The sequence below is a fragment of the Stenotrophomonas humi genome (assembly GCF_001431415.1).
Classification (GTDB): Bacteria; Pseudomonadota; Gammaproteobacteria; order Xanthomonadales; family Xanthomonadaceae; genus Stenotrophomonas; species Stenotrophomonas humi.
Genome location: NZ_LDJI01000027.1, coordinates 61716 through 85948 on the forward strand (window position 1 = coordinate 61716; position 24233 = coordinate 85948).

Sequence of the window (24233 nt, forward strand, 5' to 3'; positions counted from 1 at the left end):
TACGGGGAAGGTAACAAGCCTAGCGCAAAGCAGTGAATGCAGGCTTCCTGCGGACTGGCCTATGCGGGCGCGCCTCATGCGGTGGCCTCGAAGGCGTCGTGGTAATGCACCTGCGCAACCGGCGGTTCACCGCTGAACGACAGCAGCTGGAAGTACTCGGCGGGCACCCCGGGCAGCACCAGTGCGGGATCGGCCCTGAAGCCGAAGCGGGCGTAATACGCCGGCTCGCCCAACAGTACGCAGCCGGCACTTCCCATGGCTTGCAGGCGTGCGATTGCGGCTCGCATCAGTGCCGAACCAACGCCGTGCTGCTGATGCGCCGGCGCTACCGAGATCGGCCCCAGCCCGTGCCAACCCGTATCTCCGGAAGAGAGTGTTACCGGTGATGCCGCGACATGGCCGATCACCTCATCGCCCTTCAGTGCGACCAACGAAAGCGTCAGCTGGCCAGCCTCGCGCAGCGCGGCGACGATGAACTGTTCGGTATGGCTGGAGTAGGGCTGATCGGCGAACGCAGCACGGGTGATGCGGTCGATTGCTTCGACGTCGTCGGGTAGCTCGTCGCGGATCAGCAGCTCGGCATCGGTGGCGGGGGGCGCGCCGTCCTTGCTGGATGATGGGATGGATGACTTGGACATGAGTTTCACTCCCGGGAGAATCTTCGCAGTCATGATGCGGGGAAGCGGCGGATGATGCGAGAGTGCGGGCCGGGCTTCAGGCTTCGCCATGCGAGCCCCTGTCTCGCTGCGGGAGATGGATTGGGGCAGGGGGGAAGGCCAGTCGATCTGGAAGCATGGAGAATGCCCGTCAATCCGCTCAGCATCTAGTCGACAGCCAGCATTTACAGGTACCGTTGTTCGCACGATGTGTTCCCCCCTCCGTCAGCGACAGGTAGAGCAGCGCGATGCGAAGGAGCAACATTCGTACGACGTACTGCTCCGCAGTGGCGTTCAATGCAATCAGGTCACTCAGGTGGTTCAGGAGTAGGGCGTGAGTTACATGTGCAGTGGCAAAGGGCTTGGCCGGACCAGGCGTGTCGCACCGCAGTTGTGCGGTTTGCCATTCGCGTTGATCTTGTTGGTGACGACCGGCTGTAACACGGTGCCACAGGTGCCTGCCGGACCCGCGCGGGATGTGCATGCCGAAATCGAGCAGCGCATACCGGCCAAGACGCCGGACCGCGACGGTTGGGCGGCGGACATCCAGACCGCATTGGCGGCGCAACGGATCGAGCCCAATACCGAGAACATCTGCGCGGTGCTGGCGGTGATCGAGCAGGAATCGGGCTATCGTGCCGACCCGCCGGTCGACAATCTGCCGCAGATCGCGCGACAGGAAATCCGTCGGCGCGCATCGGCAGTGCGCATCCCGGGCCTGATGGTGGACGCCGGCTTGAAGATCAGGGCGTTGGACGGCATCAGCTACGGCGACAAGCTTGCCCGTGTGCGCACCGAGCGCGATCTGAGTCGTTTGTACGAGGAGATCATCGATCGCGTGCCGATGGGGCGGCGCTTGTTTGCCGGCAAGAATCCGGTGCAGACCGGTGGTGCGATGCAGGTTGGAATTCCCTTCGCACAAGCGCATGCGCAAGGCTACCCGTATCCGGTGCAGAGCAGCATCCGTGATGAAGTATTCAGTCGTCGTGGTGGTATCTATTTCGGCACGATGCATCTGTTGGGCTACCAGACGCCGTATACGCGCAAGGTGCATCGTTTCGCCGACTACAACGCCGGCTGGTATGCCAGCCGCAATGCGGCGTTCCAGAGTGCGGTGGCAATGGCGACCGGTATCACGCTGGAGTTGGATGGCGATGTGCTGGTGCCAGACGCTGCACTGGACAAGCCGGGCCAGACCGAGCGTGCCGTGCGTTCGCTTGGGCCGCAACTGGGCATGGATGAGCGGCTGATTCGGCGTGCGCTGGAACAGGCCGATACGTTGGCCTTCAGCGACAGTGAGCTGCATCACCGGGTGTTCGATCTTGCCGAGGCCCGGGCCGGGCATGCACTGCCGCGTGCGATGATTCCGGGGATTCGCCTGGACAGCCCCAAGATCACCCGTGAATTGACCACCGAGTGGTTTGCCAATCGGGTGGATGAACGTTATCGGCAGTGTCTGGCGCGGTGAATCGTGACTGCGATGACCACCTCGGTGCATCGGCCCGCGCATTTCAATTTTTGTATCCGGGCGTTGCATCCGCGCACGCCTGGAGGTCTTGCGTCTGTCATTCCCGCGAAGGCAGGGATTGCTCTGCTTTCATGGGGGAGTGGCAGGTGGCGCTGCGCCAACCGTTACTCCGTGCGCTGCGGATGCCGTGCCAGTGCGCGTGAACCAGTGATGATCATGCGGATCATCTGCGACATCTGTTCAATCAGCTCCGGATCCTTCTCTTCCGGCAGATCCATCGCCATGCCGCCCATCGCGAAGATCAGGCGGGTGATGGCCTTGGCTGCCAGCGCCGGCTCGTAAAGGGTGGCGCCGTCGAGCGCGGCCAGCCGCACCAGATCCACCTTGAGCTCGTCCTCGAAGTACACCAGCTCGCGGTCCACTGCCTCCTTGAAGGCGTCGGAACCGGCGGTGCCTTCACGTAGCAGCACATGCATCAACCGGTCGTCGGCGCGCAGCTGCTCCATGAAGGTTTCAACGGACAAGCGGATCACGCCGCGATTGCTGTCGGCCGCGCGCAGCCGTGCCTGGCCGATGATGGTGCGCAACGAGCGCCCGGACAGATCAATCAGGGCCACCGTCAGTTCATCCATGTCGCGGAACTGGCGATAGAACGAATTGGGAGCGATGCCGGCTTCGCGCGCGACTTCGCGCAGGCTCAGCGTGGAAACGCTGCGATGCGGGCCGATGAGGGCGAGCGCGGCGGCCAGCAGGTCGTCACGCGAGATCGAGGCCTTGCGCGCGGGGTGCAGGTCGTCTGGTGCGGCAGTGGGCTGGTCGCGGGTGCTCATCACGGCTCGGGTGGTCAGGTCGATGAATCATAGCCTGTGTTGCGTATATACAGCTGTATACACAGTCGTATGCTCGCCCGTATAGTTCGTCCCCATGAGTGCCGTCTACCGCAATGCCACCCCGCCAACGATTCCCTGGTTGAGCGAGGGCTTCTTCGATTTCTGGTCTTCCCGGGTGCATCCGTTGTGGACGCTGCGGCGCCCCTTGGCGCGGCTGGTCTCGCGCAGCGCCGCCAGCGCCGATGCAGTCACCCTGGAACTTCAGCCCAATCGGCATTTCCGGGGGCTGGCGGCTGGCCAGCACATCAACCTGGGAGTCGAAGTGGATGGCCGCCTGGCGACCCGCAGCTTCAGCCCCACGTTGCTTGCAAACGGCCGCCTGGCGATCACCGTCAAGGCGATTGCCGGCGGCAAGGTCAGCACCCATCTGGCGCGAGCTGCCGTCCCCGGCGAGGTGTTTGCGCTGGGTCAGGCATTTGGCGACATGACTGTGCCGAAGGACGTGCCGCAGCATCTGTTGCTGCTGGCGGCCGGTAGCGGAATCACGCCGATGCGGGCGCTGCTGCGGCAGCTGGATGCGCAGGCGATGCCGGCACCGGTGACGCTGCTGTACTGGGCGCGTCGTCGCGAAGAGCTGTGCTTCGTCGATGAGTTGAATGCATTGGCCCGCCGGCATTCCAATTTCCGCTTGCAGCTGCTGCTGACCCGCGATCCGCAGGCGCCGGATGCGCGGATCGACGCACACGACTTTACCGGCCTTGCCGCGTTGGACACCGCACGCGTGCTCGCCTGTGGTCCCGGTGGCTTCGTGGAAGCGGCACGTCAGCGCCTGCAGGGGCAGGTGGCCAGCTTCCAAAGCGAGGCGTTCAGCCTGCCGCAGCTGCCTGCGCAGGAGGAAGGCAATGTGCAGGTCCAACTGCTGCGCAGCGGTCGTACGCTGATCGTGCCGCGTGGCACTGCTTTGTTGCAGGCGCTGGAAGCCGAAGGTGTTCAACCTGCCAGCGGTTGCCGCATGGGCATCTGCAATACCTGCGTGTGCGGCAAGGTCTCGGGCATCACCCGGCATACGCTTACCGGTGATTACGCAGACGAACCCTCCACACCGCTGAAGCTGTGCGTCAACAGCGCCAGTACCGATCTCGCCCTGGAGCTGTAATCGATGTCTTCCGTACACAACCGGGCGCTGTCGCCCGCACAACTGCAGACCTTTGGCGACGAACTGGACGCCGTGCGTGCACGTCACCAGGCCACGCTGGGTGCCAGCGACGCACGTTACATCCGCAAGGTGGTCGCCGCCGTGCGCTGGTGCGGCGTTGCCGGTCGCGCGTTGTTGTTCCTCGGCGCATTCGTGCACAGCGTGCTGGTGCCGGCATGGATTGCCGGTGTGCTGCTGCTGGCGCTCTCCAAGATCCTGGAGAACATGGAGCTGGCGCACAACGTCATCCATGGCCAGTACGACTGGATGGGTGACCCGAGCCTGCAGGGAAAGAACTACGAATGGGATATTGCCGGTACTTCCGAGAACTGGCGCAAGACCCACAATTTCCGCCACCACACCTACACCAACGTGCGCGGGTTGGACGATGACATCGGCTATGGCCTGTTGCGCATCTTCCCCGAGCAGCGCTGGCAGCCGTTCTATCTGCTGCAGCCGTTCGTGGCGGTGATCTTCGCGCTGCTGTTCGAGTGGGGTATCGCCATACAGGATCTGCGCGTAGGCCGCCTGCTCGGTGGCAAGGTCACGTTGCGGCAGTTGTGGAAGCAGGCCAAGCCTGTGCGCCGCAAGGCACTCAAGCAGGTGTTGAAGGACTACGTGCTGTTCCCCGTGCTGGCCGGCCCGTTCTTCCTGCCGGTGCTGCTGGGCAATGTGGCCGCCAACGTCATCCGCAATGTCTGGACGTACGTGGTGATCTTCTGCGGGCATTTCACCGCCGATGCGGAAACCTTTCCCAAGGATTGCATTCGTAACGAGAGCCGCGGGCATTGGTACCTGCGTCAGCTGCGTGGCTCGTCGAATATCGCCGGTGGCAAGCTGATGAATGTGATGACCGGCAACCTGAGTCATCAGATCGAACATCACTTCTATCCCGATATTCCCGCCAACCGCTACGCCGCCATGGCCGTGGAAGTGCGCCAGATCTGCGAGCGTTACGGCCAGCACTACAACACCGGCTCGTTGCCGCGCCAGTTTGGCCAGGTGATGTGGCGCATCGTGCGGCATGCGTTCCCCAGCAAGCCGGCTCCGGCACGCCCGCTGGTGACGGAAGGCAATGAACGCGCCGAGTCACTGGGTGGGCAGGTGGCAAGCTGACCAGCCCCCCGGTCTGGAAGCGGCCTTGGCCGCGAAGCGTGCAATGCATGGACTTCGCGACAGAGGCTGTTTCTGGGCGGGCTTAGCCGCGTACCGCGGCTTCTATCGCGGCGACATCGATTTTGGTCATGCCCATCATCGCTTCGAAGGCGCGCTTGGCTACCGCCGGATCAGGGTCGGTGAACGCTGCGGTCAGCACGCGCGGGGTGATCTGCCATGACAGCCCCCATTTGTCCTTGCACCAGCCGCAGGCACTTTCCTGCCCGCCATTGCCGACGATGGCGTTCCATAGACGATCGGTTTCGGCCTGGTCGTCGGTGGCTACCTGGAACGAAAACGCCTCGGAGTGCTTGAACGCGGGCCCGCCATTCAAGCCCAGGCAGGGGATGCCCATTACGGTGAATTCCACCGTCAGCGGATCCCCTTGTTTGCCTGAGGGGAAGTCACTTGGCGCGCGGTGTTCGGCCAACACTTTGCTGTCCGGAAACGTGGCGGCATAGAAGGTGGCAGCTTCCAGTGCAGTGCCGTCGAACCAGAGACATATCGTGTTCTTGTTGAGCATGACGTTTCTCCCGAATAGACGGCCTGCATAGCACGCCGGACATTCAGTCATCGTGGTCAACCTGCGGGATTGTCGGGCGCTCGCGTTCACGCCAATACGCTGAATACGTGGATTCAGTTGGCTGAATCCAATGCGCTGCGTCGCGAGGGAACGTCAGCCTTTCAGGCGCGCCGCAACCAGAAGTAGATCGGCAGGCCGGCAATGATCAGGCCAACACCCCAGAGCAATGCTTCGGTACCAATGCCGCCGATGGCGTACAGGCTGAAAGCCAATGCGCCGGCTGCTGCAACACGCGAAGGCATGCCGCTGCCACGCCAAAGCCATGCCGCCGCCCCGGCCAGATACGGCAGCAGAGTGGCGGCGGTGGAAAGCAGCACCGAGAACTTGAACAGATCCACCAGCGAGCGGTTGTAGTTGCAGATCACCAGTACGGTGGCCAGCAGGCAGCTGATGATGACGCCGAACGCAGGTGCACCGCGCTTGTTGGTGCGGGCAAAGGCGCGCGGCAATACGCCATCGCGTGCGGCGGCCATCGGCAGCTGTGCCGACAGCAGGGTCCAACCGTTGAGTGCGCCGACGCAGGAAATGGCCATCACCATCGCCAACAATTTGCCTGCGGTCGGACCCCAAAGCGATGCGGCAGCGTCGGCCATGGGTGCGCCGGAGTTGGCCAGCACATCGGCCGGCAGCAGGCCCAGCACGGTGGTGCAGGCCAGTACGGTTGCGATGCCGGCGATCGCGGTGCCGGTGACGGTGGCGCGGGCGATGGTGCGCGGTGCGTCGTCCACCGATTCAGCCGGCACGGTGGCCGCTTCCAGCCCGATCATGGCCCACAGGGTCAGCGCCACGGTGGCAGCGGCCACGCTGCCCAGGGACTCGCCGCTGGGGTTGAACGGCACATAGTGGCTGGTATCGATGAACCACAGCGCCACCAGCCCGAACAGCAGCAGTGGTACCACCTTGAGCACGGTGGTCAGCAACTGCAGTCGCCCGGCCTCGCGTACACCAATGAGGTTGACACCGGCACACAGCCACAACGCCACCAGTCCACAGGCGGCCGCGCTTGCCGGCGTGGCGGTCAATGCGGGAAAGATGGCGCCGATGCTGCCGGCGAAGGCCACGGCGATGGCGGCGATGGCGCACCACATCGATATCCAGTAACTCCAGGCCACGATGAAGCCGGGAAGTTCGCCAAAGGCATTGCGGGCGAACACATAAGGGCCACCGGTCTGCGGCCAGCGCTTGGCCAGCTGGGCGAAGGTGATGGCCAGCAGCAGGGCGCCGCACAGGGTGATACCCCAGCCGATGAGGGTGGCGGCGCCGTAGGGGGCAAGGGTGGCCGGCAACAGGAAGGTGCCTGAGCCGATCATGCTGCCCACCACCAGGGCGGTGGCGGACCAGAAGCCCAGTGGGCGGCGTGAATTAGTCATGGAGTACAGCAACGGCAAGGGTCATGCGACGGCGCAGGGAGCGTCGGGCGGGACGGGAGTGGGGGCTGCAGCTTTCCTGAACGGATGACTGCGGAATGGGGCAATTATGACGGTTTGCCGGCCTGACGGCGAACCCGGATGCGGGTAATGACCTTTGGCCCTTTCCGTGAATCCGTTGCGCGGTAACGCTGGCGGCCTTGTTCTCCCCTATGGAAAGCCGCCATGACGCTTCGCCCGCTGGCATTTGCCGTTTCGCTGTCCCTGGCCACCGTGCTGGGCGCTTGTACGCAGTCCCCGCAGCCGGCAGGTGCCGATGCCGCGAGCCAGGCCCCGCAGGCCGACAAGGCCGCGCAACTGACCCAGATGTATGCCGACTATTGGGAAGGCGTGCTCAAGCTGAATCCGCTGCAGGCCACGTTCCAGGGCGACAACCGCTACAACGATCAGCTGCCGGATTTCGGCTCGGCGGATTTCCGCAAGCAGAGCCATGACTTCACCACCGAATGGCTGGGCAAGGTGGAGAAGCTGGGCGATGCCGGACTGACCGGGCAGGACCTGCTCAGCTACCGCATCTTCGTGGAAGAGCAGAAGCAGTCACTGGAAGGTGAGAAGTTCCCGACCTGGATGATGCCGGTCAACCAGATGGGCTCGACCGTGAGCTACGCGGTGATGCTGGGCTCCGGCCAGGTCGCACAGCCGTTCAAGACGGTGAAGGACTACGACAACTGGCTGGCACGTGCCGGCCGTATTCCGGTGCTGCTGGATACTGAAATCAGCAACATGCGCGAAGGCATGAAGGCCGGTGTGGTGCAGCCGCGTGTGCTGATGGAAAAGGTGGTGCCGCAGTTCGATGAGATCCTCGCCGCCAAGGCCGAGGACAGCCAGTTCTGGGGTCCGATCAAGTCGATGCCTGCAGACTTCGCACAGGCCGACAAGGACCGTCTGACCGCCGCTTACCGCAGCTTGATTGCCGAGCAGCTGCTGCCTGCAATCAAGAAGCAGCGCGATTTCATCGCCAACGAATATCTGCCGGCGACCCGTGACACGGTGGGTCTGGATTCGCTGCCCGACGGCAAGGCGTGGTACGCCTTCAACGCCAAGGAAAGCACCACCACCGCGCAGACGCCGGAGCAGATCCACGAAATCGGCCTGAAGGAAGTGGAGCGCATCCACGGCGAAATCCGCACGGTGATGGAACAGGTGGGCTTCAAGGGCTCGTTGCAGGACTTCTTCAAGTTCATGCAGACCGACAAGCAGTTCGAGTTCAAGTCCGAACCGGAGCTGCTGGAGCATTACCGTGGGCTGGAAGCCAAGATCAACGCCAGCGTGCCGAAGCTGTTCTCGTTGACCCCGAAGGCCGGGTTCGAGATTCGCCCGATCGAGGCATTCCGGGCCAAGTCGGCCGCCGGTGGCGAGTACATGCAGCCGAGCGAAGACGGTACCCGCCCGGGCATCTTCTACGTCAACACCTACGACCTGCCGACCCGCAAGACCTGGGATGCGGAAGACCTGTTCCTGCATGAGGCCATTCCGGGCCATCACTTCCAGCTGGCATTGCAGCAGGAACTGAAGGGTGTGCCGGCGTTCCGTCGCTTTGGCGGCGAGACCGCTTTCATTGAAGGCTGGGGGCTGTATGCCGAAAGCCTGGGCAAGGACCTGGGTGTCTACACCGATCCGTACAGCTACTTCGGCCGCCTGCAGGGCGAGCTGTGGCGTGCCGTGCGTCTGGTGGTGGACACCGGCCTGCATTCCAAGAACTGGACCCGCCAGCAGGTGCTGGACTACATGTTCGCCAACTCGTCCGTGAGCGAGCCCGATGCCATTGCCGAAGCCGAGCGCTACATCGCCTGGCCGGGCCAGGCGTTGGCCTACAAGACCGGCGAACTGAAGATCCAGGAGCTGCGCAAGCGTGCGCAGGAAAAGCTGGGTGACAAGTTCGACATCCGCGAGTTCCATGCCGAAGTGCTGAAGGATGGTTCGGTGCCGCTGGACGTGCTGGAAGAGAAGGTGGACGGCTGGATTGCTGCCAAGGGCAAGTAATCTGCGGTAAGTGGATTTGGAGAGGCACCGCGAAAGCGGTGCCTCTTTGGTTTTTGGGGTCTGTGGTTCATGGAGTGAAAGCGAAGAGCTTGCCCTCACCCCAACCCCTCTCCCGCGGCGGGAGAGGGGCTTCAAAGCTGCAGTTGCTCGAACCGCGTCCGCCTGTATTGCGGCGAGCCCCTCTCCCGCCTGCGGGAGAGGGGTTGGGGTGAGGGCAGAGCCGCAGCCCGCGAACTACGAAATCTCCAAGTGCTGCCGAAGTAAGCGGCAAATCCATCCCCCAAAAAAAGGAACGCATTGATTCACCCGCCAGCATCTGTCCGGCCACACGCCTATGTCAAAGTACGCGACATCCCCTGAGACCCTCCCAGCGGCCTGAAGGCAGTCAGCACCTGCACTCCAGCCATCGCTGTTACCGACAATGACCCTACTCGTATCGCTGATCCTGCCGCTGCTCGCCTTGTGGCTCTGGTGGCCTGTTACCTCCCTGAGCAAGCGTCAGCGTCGGTGGCATATCGGCGTCACGCTTGCCCTCGCACTGATCGGCCTGAGCTTCGCCACGCTGTGGCGGATGGATGTATTCGAGTACGCGGTCGAGGCCTGGATCCAGCTGGTGTTTGGCTGGGTGCTGGCGATGTTCATCATCCTGCTGGCATTCCTGGTGCTGCGTACGCTGGGTTGGCTGGTGTCACGCTTCGCACCTCGCACGTCGCTGTGGGCGACGCTGTGGCACGGCAAGCGCATGAACCAATCGGCATCGGTGTTGATCGTCGTGCTGGCCACGCTGGGGATCTGGAACGGCCTGAAGCCGCCGCAGGTGCGCGAACGTGAACTGGTCGTGCCGCAGCTGCCTGTGGAACTGGACGGTGTGCGTGTGGCAGTACTTGCCGACCTGCATGTCAGTCCGGTCAAGCGCACCTGGCGCACGCAGCGCATCGTCGATGCGGTGATGGCGGCCAAGCCGGACATCATCGTGCTGCCGGGTGACATGGTGGACGGCGAAGTCACCGATACGGCCGCGTTCGTCGAACCGCTTGCGAAGCTGGCCGCACCGCATGGCGTATGGGTCGCACCAGGCAATCACGAGTACTACCACGGCTACAAACAGTGGATGGCCCATTTCCGTGGCATGGGCCTGGGCGTACTTGAAAACCAGACCGCGCGGTTGTCGATCAACGGACGCACCCTGGCGGTGTCCGGTGTGGGCGATCTGGCTGCGCTGCGCCCCAGCTCGTACATGCGGGGTGGGTTGGCGCCGGACCTGCCGGCAGTCATCGCTGCGGCCAAGGGCAGTGATGCGCATATCCTGCTGGCCCACCAGCCCAAGCAGGCACGTGATGCGGCGGCGACCGGTGCCTTCAATCTGCAGATCTCCGGTCACACGCATGGTGGCCACATGCTGGGTTTCGACCGTTGGGTGGTGGCTCCGGCAAACCATGGCTACGTGCGTGGCGAATACAGGGTCAAGGACATGAAGCTCTTCGTCAGCAGTGGTGCCGGACAGTGGGATGGCTTCACCGCGCGGTTGGGTGTGCCTTCCAGTATTGACGTGCTGGTATTGAAGCGTGGCGCCGCCGGCAGTCGTTGAGACGTTGCGATGAAGCGCTGACGCCGGGTGTTTGAACTCAGCTGTCGATGGTTTCCTCGGTGGCTGTGTTCTTCCGGTCGGGCATCAATCGCGGCAGTGCGCCCACGACCGCCAGTGCCGCAACCGTCGTCGCCAATGCCACCATCTGCATGCCCATGCCGGCCGCCATGCCGATGGCGGCGGTCATCCAGATACCCGCCGCGGTGGTCAGGCCCTGCACCCGCTCCTTTTTGTCCTGCTTGAGGATGGCGCCTGCACCCAGAAAGCCGATGCCGGAGACAATGCCCTGCATCACGCGGGTGACATCGGCGCCACTGATGCCCATCTGCAAGGGCGCCAATACAAACAACGCCGAACCCACGGACACCAGGATGTGGGTCTTCAGTCCGGCCGCGCGGCCTTTGCTTTCGCGCTCCAGCCCCAGCAGCCCGCCGAGTACGATGGCGGTGAGAAGGCGGGATGCAACGACGGTCAGCGTCTCCACATCGGGTATCGAAAATTCGGCCGCCAGCGCATGACCGATCTGGGAGGGGATGCTCATTGCGGGTCTCCGCTGAAGCGGGCAAGGATGGGTTACGGGTTGATTGCTTCGATCAAGCGGCAGTTCCGCCGCAACCTTCCGGCGCTGCATCACGGTCCGCGTTGGAACGCTAGCACTGTGCAGGTGCGGCAGCGGTGATGGCTGGGGCAGAAGTGCCTATCGGCCGCGGGAGCGGGAGGACAACTGCCAATGCGGATGCCCTTCGTCGCGGCAGGTGATCCTGCTGCTGAAACAACAACGGCCCTTTTCAGGACCGTTGTGGGTAGCGTCTGAAGTGCGGATCAGAACGCGATCTGCTCGAAATTCTCCACGCGGGCATGGCCATGCGTGGCATCGCCGGTACGCGGCTGCGGGTAGTCGCTGATGCGATCCAGCAGCACCGTCTGCAGGCCGGCGTCGCGGGCGGCATCCAGTTCTTCGACGATGTCGGACAGGAACAGGATGTCCTGCGGCGCGGTGTCGATGGCCTGCGCGATGTGCGCGTAGCTGGCGGCATCGCGTTTCCCGCCCACTTCGGTGTCGAAGTTGCCGGAGAACAGGCCATTGAGATCGCCAGCCTCGCTGAAGCCAAAGAACAGCTTCTGCGCCGGCACCGAGCCCGATGAGTACACATACAGCGGCAGCCCGGCGGCATGCCAGCCGCGCAGTACGCCGGCGACTTCCGGATACATGTGCGCGGCGTAGTCACCGTTGCGATAACCCGCATCCCAGATCATGCCCTGCAGCGCCTTGAGCGCGGTGTGCTTGCGGTCCTGGTCGATCCAGCCCTGCAGGGTTTCGACGATGACTTCGTCCTGGCAGGCGCCAGCGGCGATCTCGGTGGCGACCGCATCCAGCCACTGGCGGACCTGCGGATCGTTGCCGTGGTCGCGGACGAATGCGGGCAGGGCGGCGCGGGCATACGGGAACAGCACTTCCTTGACGAAGGAGATGCTGGAGGTGGTGCCCTCGATGTCGGTGAGGATGGCTTTGATGGTCATGCGGGGATTCCTGCGCGATGCTTTCAACGTGCTCGCGGGTAGATACAGAGGGTAGGGTGCAACGGCTTGGAGCTGCCCTCACCCCAACCCCTCTCCCGCAGGCGGGAGAGGGGCTTGTGGGTCAAGCGGCGCTGGGTTCGTAGCGCGGGAAGCGCAGCGCGATGTCGGTGCCGGTGAAATGGCCGACCCAGCCGTCCGGCTCGGTGAAGAAACGGATCGCGGCAAAGTTGGGCGCCTCGCCCATGTCGAACCAATGGGTGACGCCATCCGGTACCGAGATCAGGTCGTCCTTCACGCATTCCACTTCGTAGACCTTGTCGTCCACGTGCAGGGTGAACAGGCCCGAGCCGGCGACGAAGAAACGTACCTCGTCTTCCTTGTGGTAATGCTCGTCGAGGAACTTCTTGCGGATCTCCGCGCGGTTCGGGTTGTCCGGGGCAATGGAAGCCACATCCACGCTCTTGAAGCCATGCGCGGCCACCAGGCGGTCGATGTCTTCGCGATAGGCGGAAAAGACTTCTTCCTGGCTGGCGCCCGGGGTGATCGGGTGCTGGGCCTGCCAGCGTTCGAAGGTGACGCCGATCTTTTTCAGTTCGGCAGCGATGACGTCGCCGTCGCGGCTGTCGAGCAGCGGGGCGTCCGGAGCGGTGTCATTGAAGATGCGCAGACGGCTCATGGCGATGGACTCCATGGGTGAGGGGGAAGGAGCGTAGCAGGCACGGGCCGAACAGGACCCGCGCCGATTCGGAATCAGGATATGGCGCGCAGTTTGAGCAGTTCCAGCTCGCAATGGAGAAGAAACTCGAACGCTTCAAGGTGGCGCCGCGCCTCTGCCATGTCGCGACCCCATGCGTACAGGCCATGGCCGTCGATCAGGTAGCCCCACATCGGCCCCTTGTCGAGCTCGGCTTCCACCTGCGCGGCCAGTACATCCATGTCCTGGGTGTTGGGGAACACCTTCAGGTTGACGGCGGTTTCGTGGGTGGAATTGCCGTGCAGTGCCTTGAGCAGTTCATAGCCTTCCAGACGGATATGGCCCTGCTGGCCATACAGGCGTGAGGCGATGGTCTGCACCGGTGAATGGGTGTGCAGCACGCAGCCCACGTCCGGGAAGCGGGCGTACAGCTGGGTGTGCAGCAGGGTTTCGGCGGACGGGCGCAGTGGGCGGCCGACGGCCTTGCCGGCGAAGTCGACCACCATGATGTCGCTTTCGATCAGCCGGCCCTTGTCCTTGCCGGACACGGTGATGGCCGCATGCTGGTCGTCCAGCCGATGCGAGAAATTGCTGCTGGTGGCAGGTGTCCAGCCCGATTGGGCCAGATCGCGGATGTTGTCGATCAGCAGCTGGGCCAGCTGGCTCAGCCGCTCGCTGTCGTAGGGGACGGAAGGCGCGTTCATGTCCACATTCTACTAAGAACGCATGCCGGTTCCTGCCCGGCGGCACGCGGGGATGAAATCCCGGCCTGGTGGGGGCCAGTGGTCGCCGTGGTGCTGGGATTCGGCTCGGTTCCATCCCGCTCTACCGCCAGCCGGCGTCCCGCCGCAAAAAAAAGAACCCGGGTGCCAGACACCCGGGTTCTGCTTGTCCATCCACGACGCGGTGCTCAGCCCTTGTTGGCCTTGTTGGCTGCGTTGAGCTTGCTGTGGCGGATGCTGTAGGTGAAATAGATGATGAAGCCGGTGGCCGTCCATACACCCATCAGCATCCAGTTGTGCAGGGTCATGGCGGTGAGCAGCGCGATGCAGCTGAGTACGCCCAGGCTGCAGATCAGCCACGCCATCGGGATGCGGAACGGACGCGGCAGGTCCGGCTGGGTGCGGCGCAGGACCAGCACGCCGGCGCAGACCGCGGCAAAGGCGATCAACGTGCCCATCGAGGTCAGCTCACCCAGGATGTCCAGCGGAAACAGCGCCGCCAGCAGGGCGATACCGATACCGGTGATCACGGTATTGATGTGCGGGGTGCGGTACTTCGGGTGGATGCGGGTGAACACCGGCGGCAGCAGGCCGTCGCGGCCCATGATCATGAAAATGCGTGGCTGGCCGATCACCATCACCAGCACCACCGACGCCAGGCCGATCAGCGCGCCCACTTCGACGATGACGCGCAGCCAATCCAGCTGCGGATGCGCGGCCACGGCGGTCACCACCGGTTCGGCCGTGCCCAGCAGTTGGTAAGGCACCAGGCCGGTCATCACCGCCGCCATGGCGATGTACAGCACGGTGCAGATCACCAGCGACAGCAGCATGCCGATCGGCAGGTCGCGCTGCGGACGGTGCGATTCTTGCGCCGCCACGGACACCGCTTCAAAGCCGATGTAGGCAAAGAACACCATCGCCGCGCCGCGCAGCACGCCGTCGAAGCCATACTTGCCCGGGCCTTCGTTGGCGGGGATGAAGGGGGTCCAGTTGCTCGGGTCCACGTACTTCCAGCCGGCGATGATGACCAGCAGGATCAGGCCGGTCTTGAGGATCACCATGGCCATGTTCATTGCCGAGGACTTGCTGATGCCGACATAGCAGAGCCAGGTCAGCAGCAGCACGAGGATCGCCGCCGGGATGTTGGCGATGGCGCCGGTGGGCTTGAGCTGGGCATCCAGTGGGGCACTGACCAGAGCGGCCGGCAGGTGGATATCGAAATGGTTGAGGAAGCTGAGGAAGTAACCGGTCCAGCTCACCGCCACGGCCGAGGCGGAGACGCCGTATTCCAGCACCAGCATCCAGCCGATGAACCACGCCGACAGTTCGCCGAAGGTGGCGTAGGTGTAGGTATAGGCGCTGCCGGCGACCGGCACCATCGAGGCGAATTCGGCGTAGGCCATGGCGCAGAAGGCGCAGCAGATGGCCGCCAGCACGAAGGACAGCATGATGGCCGGGCCGGCATGGTTGGCGGCGGCCTGTCCGGTGATGACGAAGATGCCGCCGCCGATCACCGCGCCGATACCGAGCGCGGTCAGGCCCCACGGGCCGAGGGTGCGGCGCAGGCTCAGGCCATTGGCTTCTTCATGTGCGGCATGCGGATGTTTGGTGGCCCACAGTTGCTTGAACATGGTTCGAATATTCGCTCGTCAGTGCGTGGTGGGGACACGCAGAAAAAACCGGCGCGGGAAGCGCCGGCAATGAAGTGGAATCAGGCGCTCTTGTTGAGCTTGCTGTGGCGGATGCCATAGCCGAAGTAGATGCACAGGCCCAGCACGGTCCAGGCGACGAACAGGTGCCAATGCACCACGAACGCCTGCATGAACAGCGCCAGACAGGCCACCGCACCCAGCGGGCAGATCAGCCACACAACCGGCACCTTGAACGGGCGCGGCAGGTCGGGCTTGGTGTAACGCAGCACGAGCACGCCGATGCAGACCGTGGCGAACGCCAGCAGGGTACCCATCGAAACCAGCTCACCCAGGACGTTCAGCGGCACCAGCCCGGCCAGCGCGGCAGCCAGTACGCCGACCACGACGGTGCTGACGTAGGGCGTACGGAAGCGCGGATGTACCTTGCCGAAGGCCTTGGGCAGCAGGCCATCGCGGGAGATGGTGTAGGCGATGCGCGACTGCCCCATCATCATCACCAGCACCACCGAGGACAGGCCGGCGATGGCGCCGATCTCAACCGCGGTTTTCAGCCAGGCCAGGTTGGCGTAAGGCTCCAGTGCGGTGGCCACCGGCTTGTCGGTGCCGAGCAGGTTGTACGGCAGCATGCCGGTCAGCACCGCGCAGACCACGATGTACACCAGCGTACACACGGCCAGCGAGCCGAGCAGGCCGATCGGCATGTTCTTCTGCGGGTCCTTGGTTTCGCCGGCAGCGGTGGAGACCGCGTCGAAGCCGATATACGCGAAGAAGACGATGGTGGCCGCGCGGAACACACCGCTCCAGCCGAACTGGCCGAAGGTGCCGGTGTTTTCGGGAATGAAGGGGTGCCAGTTGGCCGGGTCGATGTAATGAATGCCGAAACCCACGAACAGGCAGATGACGGTGATCTTGATCGCCACGATCACCGCATTGACGAAGGTGGACTGGGTGACACCGACATACAGCAGGCCGGTGATGGCGGCGACGATCAACACGGCTGGCAGGTTGAACAGCTTGCCGGAGTTGACGAAGGCGTCACCGGTCCAGGCGATCGGGGCGGCGGAGAGTGCATCCGGGAACGGGACGTGCAGCGTGGTGGTGATGAAACTGATCAGGTAGGCCGACCAGCCCACCGCCACCGATGCCGAGGCGAACAGGTACTCCAGCACCAGGCACCAGCCGATGAACCACGCCATGCCTTCGCCCAGGGTGGCGTAGGAATAGGAATAGGCGCTGCCGGAGACCGGCATCATCGCCGCGAACTCGGCATAGCACAGGCCCGCCAGGGCACAGGCAAAGCCGGCGATCACGAAAGAGAGCATCACGGCCGGGCCGGCGTGGTTGGCCGCGGCCTGTCCGGTAAGGACGAAGATGCCCGCGCCGATCACCGCGCCAATGCCCAGCATGATCAGATGCTTGGCTGTGAGGGTGCGCTTGAGCGTGGCTTCGCCTTGCAGGCTGCCTTCAATCGGCTCTCCGGCATCGACATGCGCGGTCGGTTCGATTGGTTTGACCCTCAACAGTGTTTTGAGCATTCCGCTAATTCCCGAATCTTGTGTAATGCACCCGGGCGCATGGAGGCGACGGGGAGGATGGAGGGTGTCACAAACTGAACGGTCGGCAACAGCTCTACCTTGCCAAAGGTGGTCAAACTCGACAAGCGCATGTGCAGCATCGACAGCGATAATGGCCGCTGCCTCGAATCAATGGGATGTGCTGACGGTCATGCTTGAACAGGATCAGAGTCTGCGCCAGGCGCTGCTGGAGTATGCACGGGCTGTTCCCGCGCATGGCGATGTGGCGCAGGAATTTCTGGCGTTGCTGGAGGCTGCGGGGCCGGACCCGTTCACCCGCGAGCGGCTGGAGGGCCATTTCACCGGGAGTGCCTGGCTGGTCAGTGCCGATGGCCAGCGGGCGCTGCTGACCCATCACCGCAAGCTTGGGCGCTGGCTGCAGCCGGGCGGGCATGCCGATGGCGACCATGACCTGCCGGCGGTGGCGTTGCGCGAGGCTGACGAGGAGTCGGGCCTGCCGGGGCTGGCCTTGGCCTCGCGGGCCATATTCGATCTGGACCGGCATTGGATTCCGGAGCGCCGCGAGGTGCCGGGCCATTGGCATTACGACGTGCGCTACGTGGTGGTTGCCGGGCCGGACGAGCGCTTTGCGGTCAGCGAGGAGTCGCTGGATCTGGCCTGGTGCCTGGTGACGGATATCGCCGGGCAGGAAGATGAATCCATGCAGCGAATGGCGATGCGATGGCTGGCGCGGGGCCAGGGTTAGGAGTTTTACCCGTTCCCAACCCTCCCTTTGCCTGCGGCGAAGGAGAGGAGGGGGAGTAAAAAAGAACGCCCCGATTGGGGCGTTCTTCGCTTCACTTCAAACTAGACGCGGCAACTCAAGCAGCCTTCTTCGCCGCCAGCTGGCGAAGCACGTACTGCAGCAGGCCGCCGTTGCGGAAGTACTCCACTTCCTTCGGGGTCAGCAGCAGCACTTTGGCCTGGAACTGCTGTTTGCTGCCATCGGCCCGGGTGGCGGTGACGGTGGCGGTCTTGGCCTTGCCGTCGTCCAGCCCGGTGACATCGAAGGTTTCCGAGCCGTCCAGCCCAAGCGTTTGCGCGTTCTGGCCATCCTGGAACTGCAATGGCAGCACGCCCATGCCGACCAGGTTGGAGCGGTGGATGCGTTCGAAGCTCTCGGCGATGACCGCCTTGACGCCCAGCAGGTTGGTGCCCTTGGCGGCCCAGTCGCGCGAGGAGCCGGTGCCGTATTCCTTGCCGGCAATCACCACCAGCGGCCTGCCGTCGGCCTTGTACTTCATCGCGGCATCGTAGATGGCCAGCTTCTCGCCAACTGGGCTGCCCGGTGCGTAATACAGCGTATTGCCGCCTTCTTCGCCGCCGAACATCAGGTTCTTGATGCGGATGTTGGCAAAGGTACCGCGCACCATCACGTCATCGTTGCCGCGGCGGCTGCCGTAGCTGTTGAAGTCGGCCGGTTGTACGCCGCGCGCCTGCAGGAAACGGCCGGCAGGCGAATCCTTCTTGATGTTGCCGGCCGGTGAGATGTGGTCGGTGGTGATGGAGTCGCCGAACAAACCCAGCACGCGCGCGCCGTGCACGTCGGAGATGGTGCCGACCTGCATGGTCATGCCGTCGAAGTAGGGCGGGTTCTTGATGTAGGTCGAATCGGAGTTCCACAGGTAAGCCTGGCCTTCCGGTGATTCGATCTGCGCCCAGCGGCTGTCGCCCTTGAACACATCGGCGTAGTTCTGCTTGAACATCTCCGGACCGACGGTGGCGGCGATGGTGTCGCCGATTTCCTTGTTGCTCGGCCAGATATCGCGCAGGAATACGTCCTTGCCATCACTGCTCTTGCCGATGGGGTCGCGGGTCAGGTCGATGTTGACCGTGCCAGCGATGGCGTAGGCCACCACCAACGGGGGAGAAGCCAGGTAGTTGGCCTTCACTTCCGGGTGGACGCGGCCTTCAAAGTTGCGGTTGCCGGACAACACCGATGCCACGACCAGGTCACCCGCTGCGATGCCGGCGCTGACTTCGACTGGCAGTGGGCCGGAGTTGCCGATGCAGGTGGTGCAGCCGTAGCCGACCACGAAGAAGCCCAGCTTCTCCAGGTCGGTCATCACGCCGGCCTTTTCCAGATAGTCGGTGACCACACGCGAGCCCGGCCCGAGCGAAGTCTTCACCCACGGCTTGGCCTTCAGCCCCAGGCGCGCGGCGTTGCGTGCGAGCAGACCGGCACCGAGCATCACCGCCGGGTTGGAGGTGTTGGTACAGGAGGTGATCGCCGCGATCACCACCGAGCCGTCCTTCAAGCGCATCGACTGGTTGTCGATGACGATGTCCGCGTGGCCCTTGGCGAGCTGCTCGTTGCCTACCGCCGCACCGCCGCCTTCGTTGATGAACTCTGATACGTCGCCGTTGCGGACGTCGCGATTGACGGTGAGTCCCTTCAACGCTTCGGCGAAGTTGCTGTGCACGTCGCCCAGCAGCACACGGTCCTGCGGGCGCTTGGGGCCTGCAAGCGACGGTTTGACGTCGCCCATGTCCAGTTCCAGCGTGGCGCTGTACTGCGCCTGCGAGCTGCCGGGTTCGTGCCACAGGCCCTGCGCCTTGGCATAGGCCTCGACCAGCGCGATCTGCGATTCGCTGCGCCCGGACAGGCGCAGGTAGGTCAGCGATTCGGCGTCGATCGGGAAGATGCCGCAGGTGGCACCGTACTCCGGTGCCATGTTGGCGATGGTGGCGCGGTCGGCCAATGGCAGGTGCTGCAGGCCGTCACCGTAGAACTCGACGAACTTGCCCACCACGCCCAGCGTGCGCAGCATCTGGGTCACGGTCAGCACCAGGTCGGTAGCGGTGGTGCCCTCGGGCATCTTGCCACTGAGCTTGAAGCCGACCACCTGCGGAATCAGCATCGACGAGGGTTGGCCGAGCATCGCCGCTTCCGCCTCGATGCCGCCCACGCCCCAGCCCAGTACGCCGATGCCGTTGATCATGGTGGTGTGCGAGTCGGTGCCGAACACGGTGTCCGGGAACGCCCAGCGGGTGCCATCGACATCACGTTCCATCACCACGCGGGCGAGGTTTTCCAGGTTCACCTGGTGGACGATGCCGGTATTGGGCGGCACCACCTTGAAGTTCTCGAAGGCTTTCTGGCCCCAGCGCAGGAAGCTGTAACGCTCGCGGTTGCGCTCGAATTCGATCTTGCCGTTGATGTCCAGCGCGTCGGCGCGGCCGAACACATCCACCTGCACCGAATGATCGATGACCAGCTCGGAGGGGATCAGCGGGTTGATCTGCTCGGCCTTGCCACCGAGTTTGGTCACCGCATCGCGCATCGCGGCAAGGTCCACCACGCACGGCACGCCGGTGAAATCCTGCAGCACCACGCGGGCCGGCATGAAGGCGATTTCGGTGTCGGGCTCGGCCTTGGGGTTCCACCGGGCGATGGCCTCGATGTGCTCAGGGCCGACGGTCTGGCCACCGTCCTCATGCCGGAGCAGGTTCTCCAGCAGGATCTTCATCGAGTAGGGCAGGTGGGAGATGTCGTATTTCTGGCCGAGCTTGGGAAGGCTGCAGTAGGTGTACTGCTGGCCGCCAACCTCCAGTTGGCTGCGGGTGGAGAACGAATCGCTCATACGGCTTTGCTCCTTTACATACAGATGGCTTGCCGCGGCTGGGGTGCCGCGCGGGCTTTCCGGGGCCAGTGCCCCTTGCATGAATGCCTGTCGAGTATGGACGAAGCCTTCGTGGCCGGGGCACGGCTGCAGCGGACATTTTAGGCAACGGCTTGTTGCGCCCATGTAACGGCGTGCGGGCCGGGAAGGCCCGCACGGTGGTCAGCGGCGGGTTGGGGTATGCCGGTGAAGGTATGTATAATTCGTACATACTTTGCTGGAGGTCGTCATGGAAGCCACCGTAGCTGAACGCGGGCAGATCACCCTGCCCAAGGCTGTACGCGACGCGCTGGGCCTGACCAAGGGCACGTTGTTGAAGGTCGAGCTGGACGGCAGCCGGATCATCCTGCGCAAGAGCGTGGATGACGCCATTTCCCGTGCGCGCGGCAAATTCGCGCTGGACGGCTTCGACTCGGCCGAGCAGGCCGTGCGTACCGTCCGCGACGAGGTTGACGAAGCATGATTGCCGTCGACTCCCCGGTCCTGATCGAGCTGCTCAGCGACGGCCCGCGTGCCGACGCGGTGGAAGCCTGCCTGCGGCAGGCGCTGGTCAGCGGACGGGTGGTCGTGTGCGGCACCACCCTGGCCGAGGTCTGCGCCTCGCTGCGTGGCGGCGCCGAAGTACAGGAAGCACTGGAAGAAATGGGCGTCCATTTCAATCCACTGGAGGCCAAATCCGCACTGCGTGCAGGCGAAATGCATCGCCGCCATCGGCAGCGCAGCGGTGAAACCCGCCGCATCGACGATTTCATGGTCGGCGCCCACGCACTGCTGCAGTGCGACGGCCTGATCACCTGGAACGACACGTTTTATCGCGACTACTTCAAGGGCCTGAAGCTGATCGTGCCGCAAGCCTGAGCCCATCCATTCTCAAACCGTAATACCCGGGAGTTGTCATGTTGGAAGCCTACCGCCACCACGTAGCTGAGCGCGCCGCGCTTGGCATCCCGCCGTTGCCGCTGACCGCACAGCAGACGGCCGACGTCATCGAGCTGCTGAAGAATCCGCCCGCCGGTGAGGCCGAGTTCCTGCTCGACCTGATCACCCACCGCGTGCCGGCTGGCGTCGATGACGCTGCCAAGGTCAAGGCTTCGTACCTGGCCGCCATCGCCTTCGGCAGCGAGAAGAGCGCGCTGATCAGCCGTGAGCGCGCCACTGAACTGCTGGGCACCATGCTCGGCGGTTACAACGTCGCCCCGCTGATCCAGTTGCTGGACGACGCAGACGTCGGCGCCATCGCCGCCAATGGCCTGAAGCACACCCTGCTGGTGTTCGACGCCTTCCACGACGTGCAGGAAAAGGCCAAGGCCGGCAACGCCAACGCACAGGGCGTGCTGCAGAGCTGGGCCGATGCCGAGTGGTTCACCAGCAAGCCGGAAGTGCCGCAGAGCCTGACCATCACCGTGTTCAAGGTGCCGGGCGAAACCAATACCGACGACCTGTCGCCGGCACCGGATGCCACCACCCGCCCGGACATTCCGCTGCACGCGCTGGCGATGCTGAAGAACAAGCGTCCTGACGCGCCGTTCGTGCCGGAAGAAGATGGCAAGCGCGGCCCGATCCAGGAAATCCTGTCGCTGAAGGACAAGGGCCACCTGGTCGCCTACGTCGGCGACGTGGTCGGTACCGGCTCCAGCCGCAAGTCCGCCACCAACTCGGTGCTGTGGTTCACCGGTGAAGACATCCCCTTCATCCCGAACAAGCGCTTCGGCGGCGTGTGCCTGGGTTCCAAGATCGCCCCGATCTTCTACAACACCATGGAAGACGCCGGCGCGCTCCCGATCGAACTGGACGTGTCGAAGATGGAGCACGGCGATGTCGTCGAGCTGCGTCCGTACGACGGCAAGGCGCTGAAGAACGGTGAAGTGATCGCCGAGTTCCAGGTCAAGAGCGACGTGCTGTTCGACGAAGTGCGTGCCGGTGGCCGTATTCCGCTGATCATCGGCCGTGGCCTGACCGCCAAGGCGCGTGAAGCGCTGGGCCTGCCGGTGACCGACCTGTTCCGTCTGCCGGTGCAGCCGGCCGATACCGGCAAGGGCTACTCGCTGGCCCAGAAGATGGTCGGCCGCGCCTGTGGCTTGCCGGAAGGCAAGGGCATGCGCCCGGGCACCTACTGCGAACCGAAGATGACCTCGGTGGGTTCGCAGGACACCACCGGCCCGATGACCCGTGACGAGCTGAAGGACCTGGCCTGCCTGGGCTTCTCGGCCGACCTGGTGATGCAGTCGTTCTGCCACACCGCTGCCTACCCGAAGCCGGTGGACGTGAAGACCCACCACACCCTGCCGGAGTTCATCTCCACCCGTGGCGGCGTGTCGCTGCGTCCGGGCGATGGCGTGATCCACAGCTGGCTCAACCGCATGCTGCTGCCGGACACCGTCGGCACCGGTGGTGACTCGCACACCCGTTTCCCGGTGGGCATTTCGTTCCCGGCCGGTTCGGGCCTGGTCGCCTTCGCCGCTGCCACCGGCGTCATGCCGCTGGACATGCCGGAGTCGGTGCTGGTGCGCTTCAAGGGCAAGATGCAGCCGGGCGTGACCCTGCGTGATCTGGTCAACGCGATTCCGCTGTACGCGATCAAGTCCGGTCTGCTGACCGTGGCCAAGGCGGGCAAGAAGAACATCTTCTCCGGCCGCATCCTCGAAATCGAAGGTCTGCCGGACCTGAAGGTCGAGCAGGCGTTCGAACTGTCCGATGCCTCGGCCGAGCGTTCGGCCGCCGGTTGCTCGGTGCACCTGAACAAGGAGCCGATCATCGAGTACCTCACCAGCAACATCACGCTGCTGAAGTGGATGATCGCAGAGGGCTACCAGGACGCCCGTTCGCTGGCCCGCCGCATCGAGAAGATGGAAGCATGGCTGGCCAACCCGGAACTGCTGCAGGGCGATGCCGACGCCGAATACGCCGCCGTCATCGAGATCGACCTGGCCGACATTCATGAGCCGATCGTGGCCTGCCCGAACGACCCGGACGACGTGAAGACGCTGTCTGAAGTTGCCGGCGCCAAGATCGACGAAGTGTTCATCGGTTCGTGCATGACCAACATCGGTCACTTCCGTGCCGCTGCGAAGCTGCTGGAAGGCAAGCGCGACATCCCGACCCGTCTGTGGGTGGCCCCGCCGACCAAGATGGATGCCTCCGAGCTGACCAAGGAAGGCGTGTACGGCACCTTCGGCGCTGCTGGCGCACGCATGGAAATGCCGGGCTGCTCGCTGTGCATGGGCAACCAGGCGCAGATCCGCGAAGGCTCCACCGCGATGTCGACCTCGACCCGTAACTTCCCCAACCGTCTGGGCCGCAACACCAACGTGTACCTGGGTTCGGCCGAACTGGCCGCGATCTGTTCGCGTCTGGGTCGCATCCCGACCAAGGAAGAGTACATGGCCGACGTTGGCGTGCTCGATGCCGCTGGCAGCGAGATCTACCGCTACATGAACTTCGACCAGATTGCCGACTACAAGGACGTGGCCGATTCGGTCAATGCCTGAGTCTGATCTGAGCGATAAGTTCTGAAGGAAGAACCCCGGTCAAAGCCGGGGTTCTTTTTTGTTCCGCGAAC

The 24233-nt window shown here is 63.9% G+C and carries 20 protein-coding genes; 9 read left to right on the top strand and 11 right to left on the bottom strand.

Annotation, left to right across the window (positions count from 1 at the left end; genetic code table 11):
- Window positions 1-74 precede the first annotated feature (74 nt).
- Window positions 75-638, bottom strand: a complete 564-nt coding sequence (locus ABB26_RS14415; protein WP_083490855.1) for a GNAT family N-acetyltransferase — start codon at window positions 636-638, stop codon at window positions 75-77.
- Window positions 639-999: 361 nt separating this feature from the next.
- Between ABB26_RS14415 and ABB26_RS14420 the strand changes: the two genes are divergently transcribed.
- The gene (locus ABB26_RS14420) at window positions 1000-2124 is read left to right on the top strand and encodes a DUF1615 domain-containing protein (RefSeq protein WP_083490856.1); all 1125 of its coding nucleotides are present in this window, start codon (window positions 1000-1002) and stop codon (window positions 2122-2124) included.
- 164 nt (window positions 2125-2288) lie between these two features.
- Here ABB26_RS14420 and fabR read toward each other — a convergent pair whose 3' ends face one another.
- Window positions 2289-2954 (bottom strand): HTH-type transcriptional repressor FabR, encoded by a 666-nt coding sequence (gene fabR / locus ABB26_RS14425; RefSeq protein WP_057635369.1) that lies wholly within the window; start codon window positions 2952-2954, stop codon window positions 2289-2291.
- 94 nt (window positions 2955-3048) lie between these two features.
- Between fabR and ABB26_RS14430 the strand changes: the two genes are divergently transcribed.
- Both ABB26_RS14430 and ABB26_RS14435 read left to right on the top strand, forming a co-directional pair.
- Window positions 3049-4110: a ferredoxin reductase gene (locus tag ABB26_RS14430; protein WP_057635371.1), complete on the top strand. Its 1062-nt coding sequence runs from the start codon at window positions 3049-3051 to the stop codon at window positions 4108-4110.
- Window positions 4111-4113: 3 nt separating this feature from the next.
- Window positions 4114-5265, top strand: coding sequence for a fatty acid desaturase family protein (locus ABB26_RS14435; protein WP_057635373.1), 1152 nt, complete (start codon window positions 4114-4116; stop codon window positions 5263-5265).
- 82 nt (window positions 5266-5347) lie between these two features.
- On the opposite strand, the gene ABB26_RS14440 is transcribed toward ABB26_RS14435, so the two are convergent.
- On the bottom strand, window positions 5348-5827 hold the full coding sequence (locus ABB26_RS14440) for a VOC family protein (RefSeq protein WP_057635376.1): 480 nt from the start codon (window positions 5825-5827) through the stop codon (window positions 5348-5350).
- A 161-nt stretch (window positions 5828-5988) separates the two neighbouring features.
- Entirely contained in the window at window positions 5989-7257 is a 1269-nt protein-coding gene (locus ABB26_RS14445; protein WP_057635378.1) for an APC family permease, read from the bottom strand.
- Window positions 7258-7479: 222 nt separating this feature from the next.
- Between ABB26_RS14445 and ABB26_RS14450 the strand changes: the two genes are divergently transcribed.
- Window positions 7480-9297 (top strand): DUF885 domain-containing protein, encoded by a 1818-nt coding sequence (locus tag ABB26_RS14450; RefSeq protein ID WP_057635379.1) that lies wholly within the window; start codon window positions 7480-7482, stop codon window positions 9295-9297.
- A gap of 421 nt (window positions 9298-9718) precedes the next feature.
- On the top strand, window positions 9719-10885 hold the full coding sequence (locus ABB26_RS14455; protein ID WP_057635382.1) for a metallophosphoesterase: 1167 nt from the start codon (window positions 9719-9721) through the stop codon (window positions 10883-10885).
- A 37-nt stretch (window positions 10886-10922) separates the two neighbouring features.
- Here ABB26_RS14455 and ABB26_RS14460 read toward each other — a convergent pair whose 3' ends face one another.
- The 6 genes from ABB26_RS14460 to ABB26_RS14485 all read right to left on the bottom strand — a co-directional run bounded on the left by ABB26_RS14460 (window position 10923) and on the right by ABB26_RS14485 (window position 17012).
- Complete coding sequence (locus ABB26_RS14460) at window positions 10923-11426, bottom strand: MgtC/SapB family protein (protein ID WP_083490857.1); 504 nt, start codon at window positions 11424-11426, stop codon at window positions 10923-10925.
- 281 nt (window positions 11427-11707) lie between these two features.
- Window positions 11708-12406, bottom strand: a complete 699-nt coding sequence (mtnC, locus tag ABB26_RS14465; protein ID WP_057635384.1) for an acireductone synthase — start codon at window positions 12404-12406, stop codon at window positions 11708-11710.
- Between the two features lie 121 nt (window positions 12407-12527).
- Window positions 12528-13082, bottom strand: coding sequence for a 1,2-dihydroxy-3-keto-5-methylthiopentene dioxygenase (locus ABB26_RS14470; protein WP_057635493.1), 555 nt, complete (start codon window positions 13080-13082; stop codon window positions 12528-12530).
- 74 nt (window positions 13083-13156) lie between these two features.
- Entirely contained in the window at window positions 13157-13804 is a 648-nt protein-coding gene (locus ABB26_RS14475; RefSeq protein WP_057635385.1) for a methylthioribulose 1-phosphate dehydratase, read from the bottom strand.
- A gap of 206 nt (window positions 13805-14010) precedes the next feature.
- Window positions 14011-15456, bottom strand: coding sequence for an amino acid permease (locus tag ABB26_RS14480; RefSeq protein ID WP_057635387.1), 1446 nt, complete (start codon window positions 15454-15456; stop codon window positions 14011-14013).
- Between the two features lie 80 nt (window positions 15457-15536).
- Window positions 15537-17012: an amino acid permease gene (locus ABB26_RS14485; RefSeq protein WP_057635389.1), complete on the bottom strand. Its 1476-nt coding sequence runs from the start codon at window positions 17010-17012 to the stop codon at window positions 15537-15539.
- Between the two features lie 190 nt (window positions 17013-17202).
- Here ABB26_RS14485 and ABB26_RS14490 point away from each other — a divergent pair, with 190 nt between their 5' ends.
- Window positions 17203-17757: an NUDIX hydrolase gene (locus tag ABB26_RS14490; RefSeq protein ID WP_152982695.1), complete on the top strand. Its 555-nt coding sequence runs from the start codon at window positions 17203-17205 to the stop codon at window positions 17755-17757.
- 115 nt (window positions 17758-17872) lie between these two features.
- Here the strand turns inward: ABB26_RS14490 and acnA are convergent, their stop codons facing one another.
- On the bottom strand, window positions 17873-20635 hold the full coding sequence (gene acnA / locus ABB26_RS14495) for an aconitate hydratase AcnA (protein ID WP_057635393.1): 2763 nt from the start codon (window positions 20633-20635) through the stop codon (window positions 17873-17875).
- A gap of 268 nt (window positions 20636-20903) precedes the next feature.
- Between acnA and ABB26_RS14500 the strand changes: the two genes are divergently transcribed.
- The 3 genes from ABB26_RS14500 to acnB are packed head-to-tail and all read left to right on the top strand — an operon-like array spanning window position 20904 to window position 24162.
- The gene (locus ABB26_RS14500) at window positions 20904-21137 is read left to right on the top strand and encodes an AbrB/MazE/SpoVT family DNA-binding domain-containing protein (RefSeq protein ID WP_057635395.1); all 234 of its coding nucleotides are present in this window, start codon (window positions 20904-20906) and stop codon (window positions 21135-21137) included.
- A complete protein-coding gene (locus ABB26_RS14505) occupies window positions 21134-21532 on the top strand; it encodes a type II toxin-antitoxin system VapC family toxin (RefSeq protein ID WP_057635398.1) in 399 nt (132 codons plus the stop codon). The genes ABB26_RS14500 and ABB26_RS14505 overlap by 4 nt, the downstream gene beginning before the upstream one ends.
- Before the next feature lie 38 nt (window positions 21533-21570).
- Window positions 21571-24162 carry a bifunctional aconitate hydratase 2/2-methylisocitrate dehydratase gene (gene acnB, locus ABB26_RS14510; RefSeq protein ID WP_057635400.1) on the top strand — a complete coding sequence of 864 codons (2592 nt, stop codon included), beginning with the start codon at window positions 21571-21573 and terminating at the stop codon, window positions 24160-24162.
- The last annotated feature ends 71 nt before the right edge of the window (window positions 24163-24233 follow it).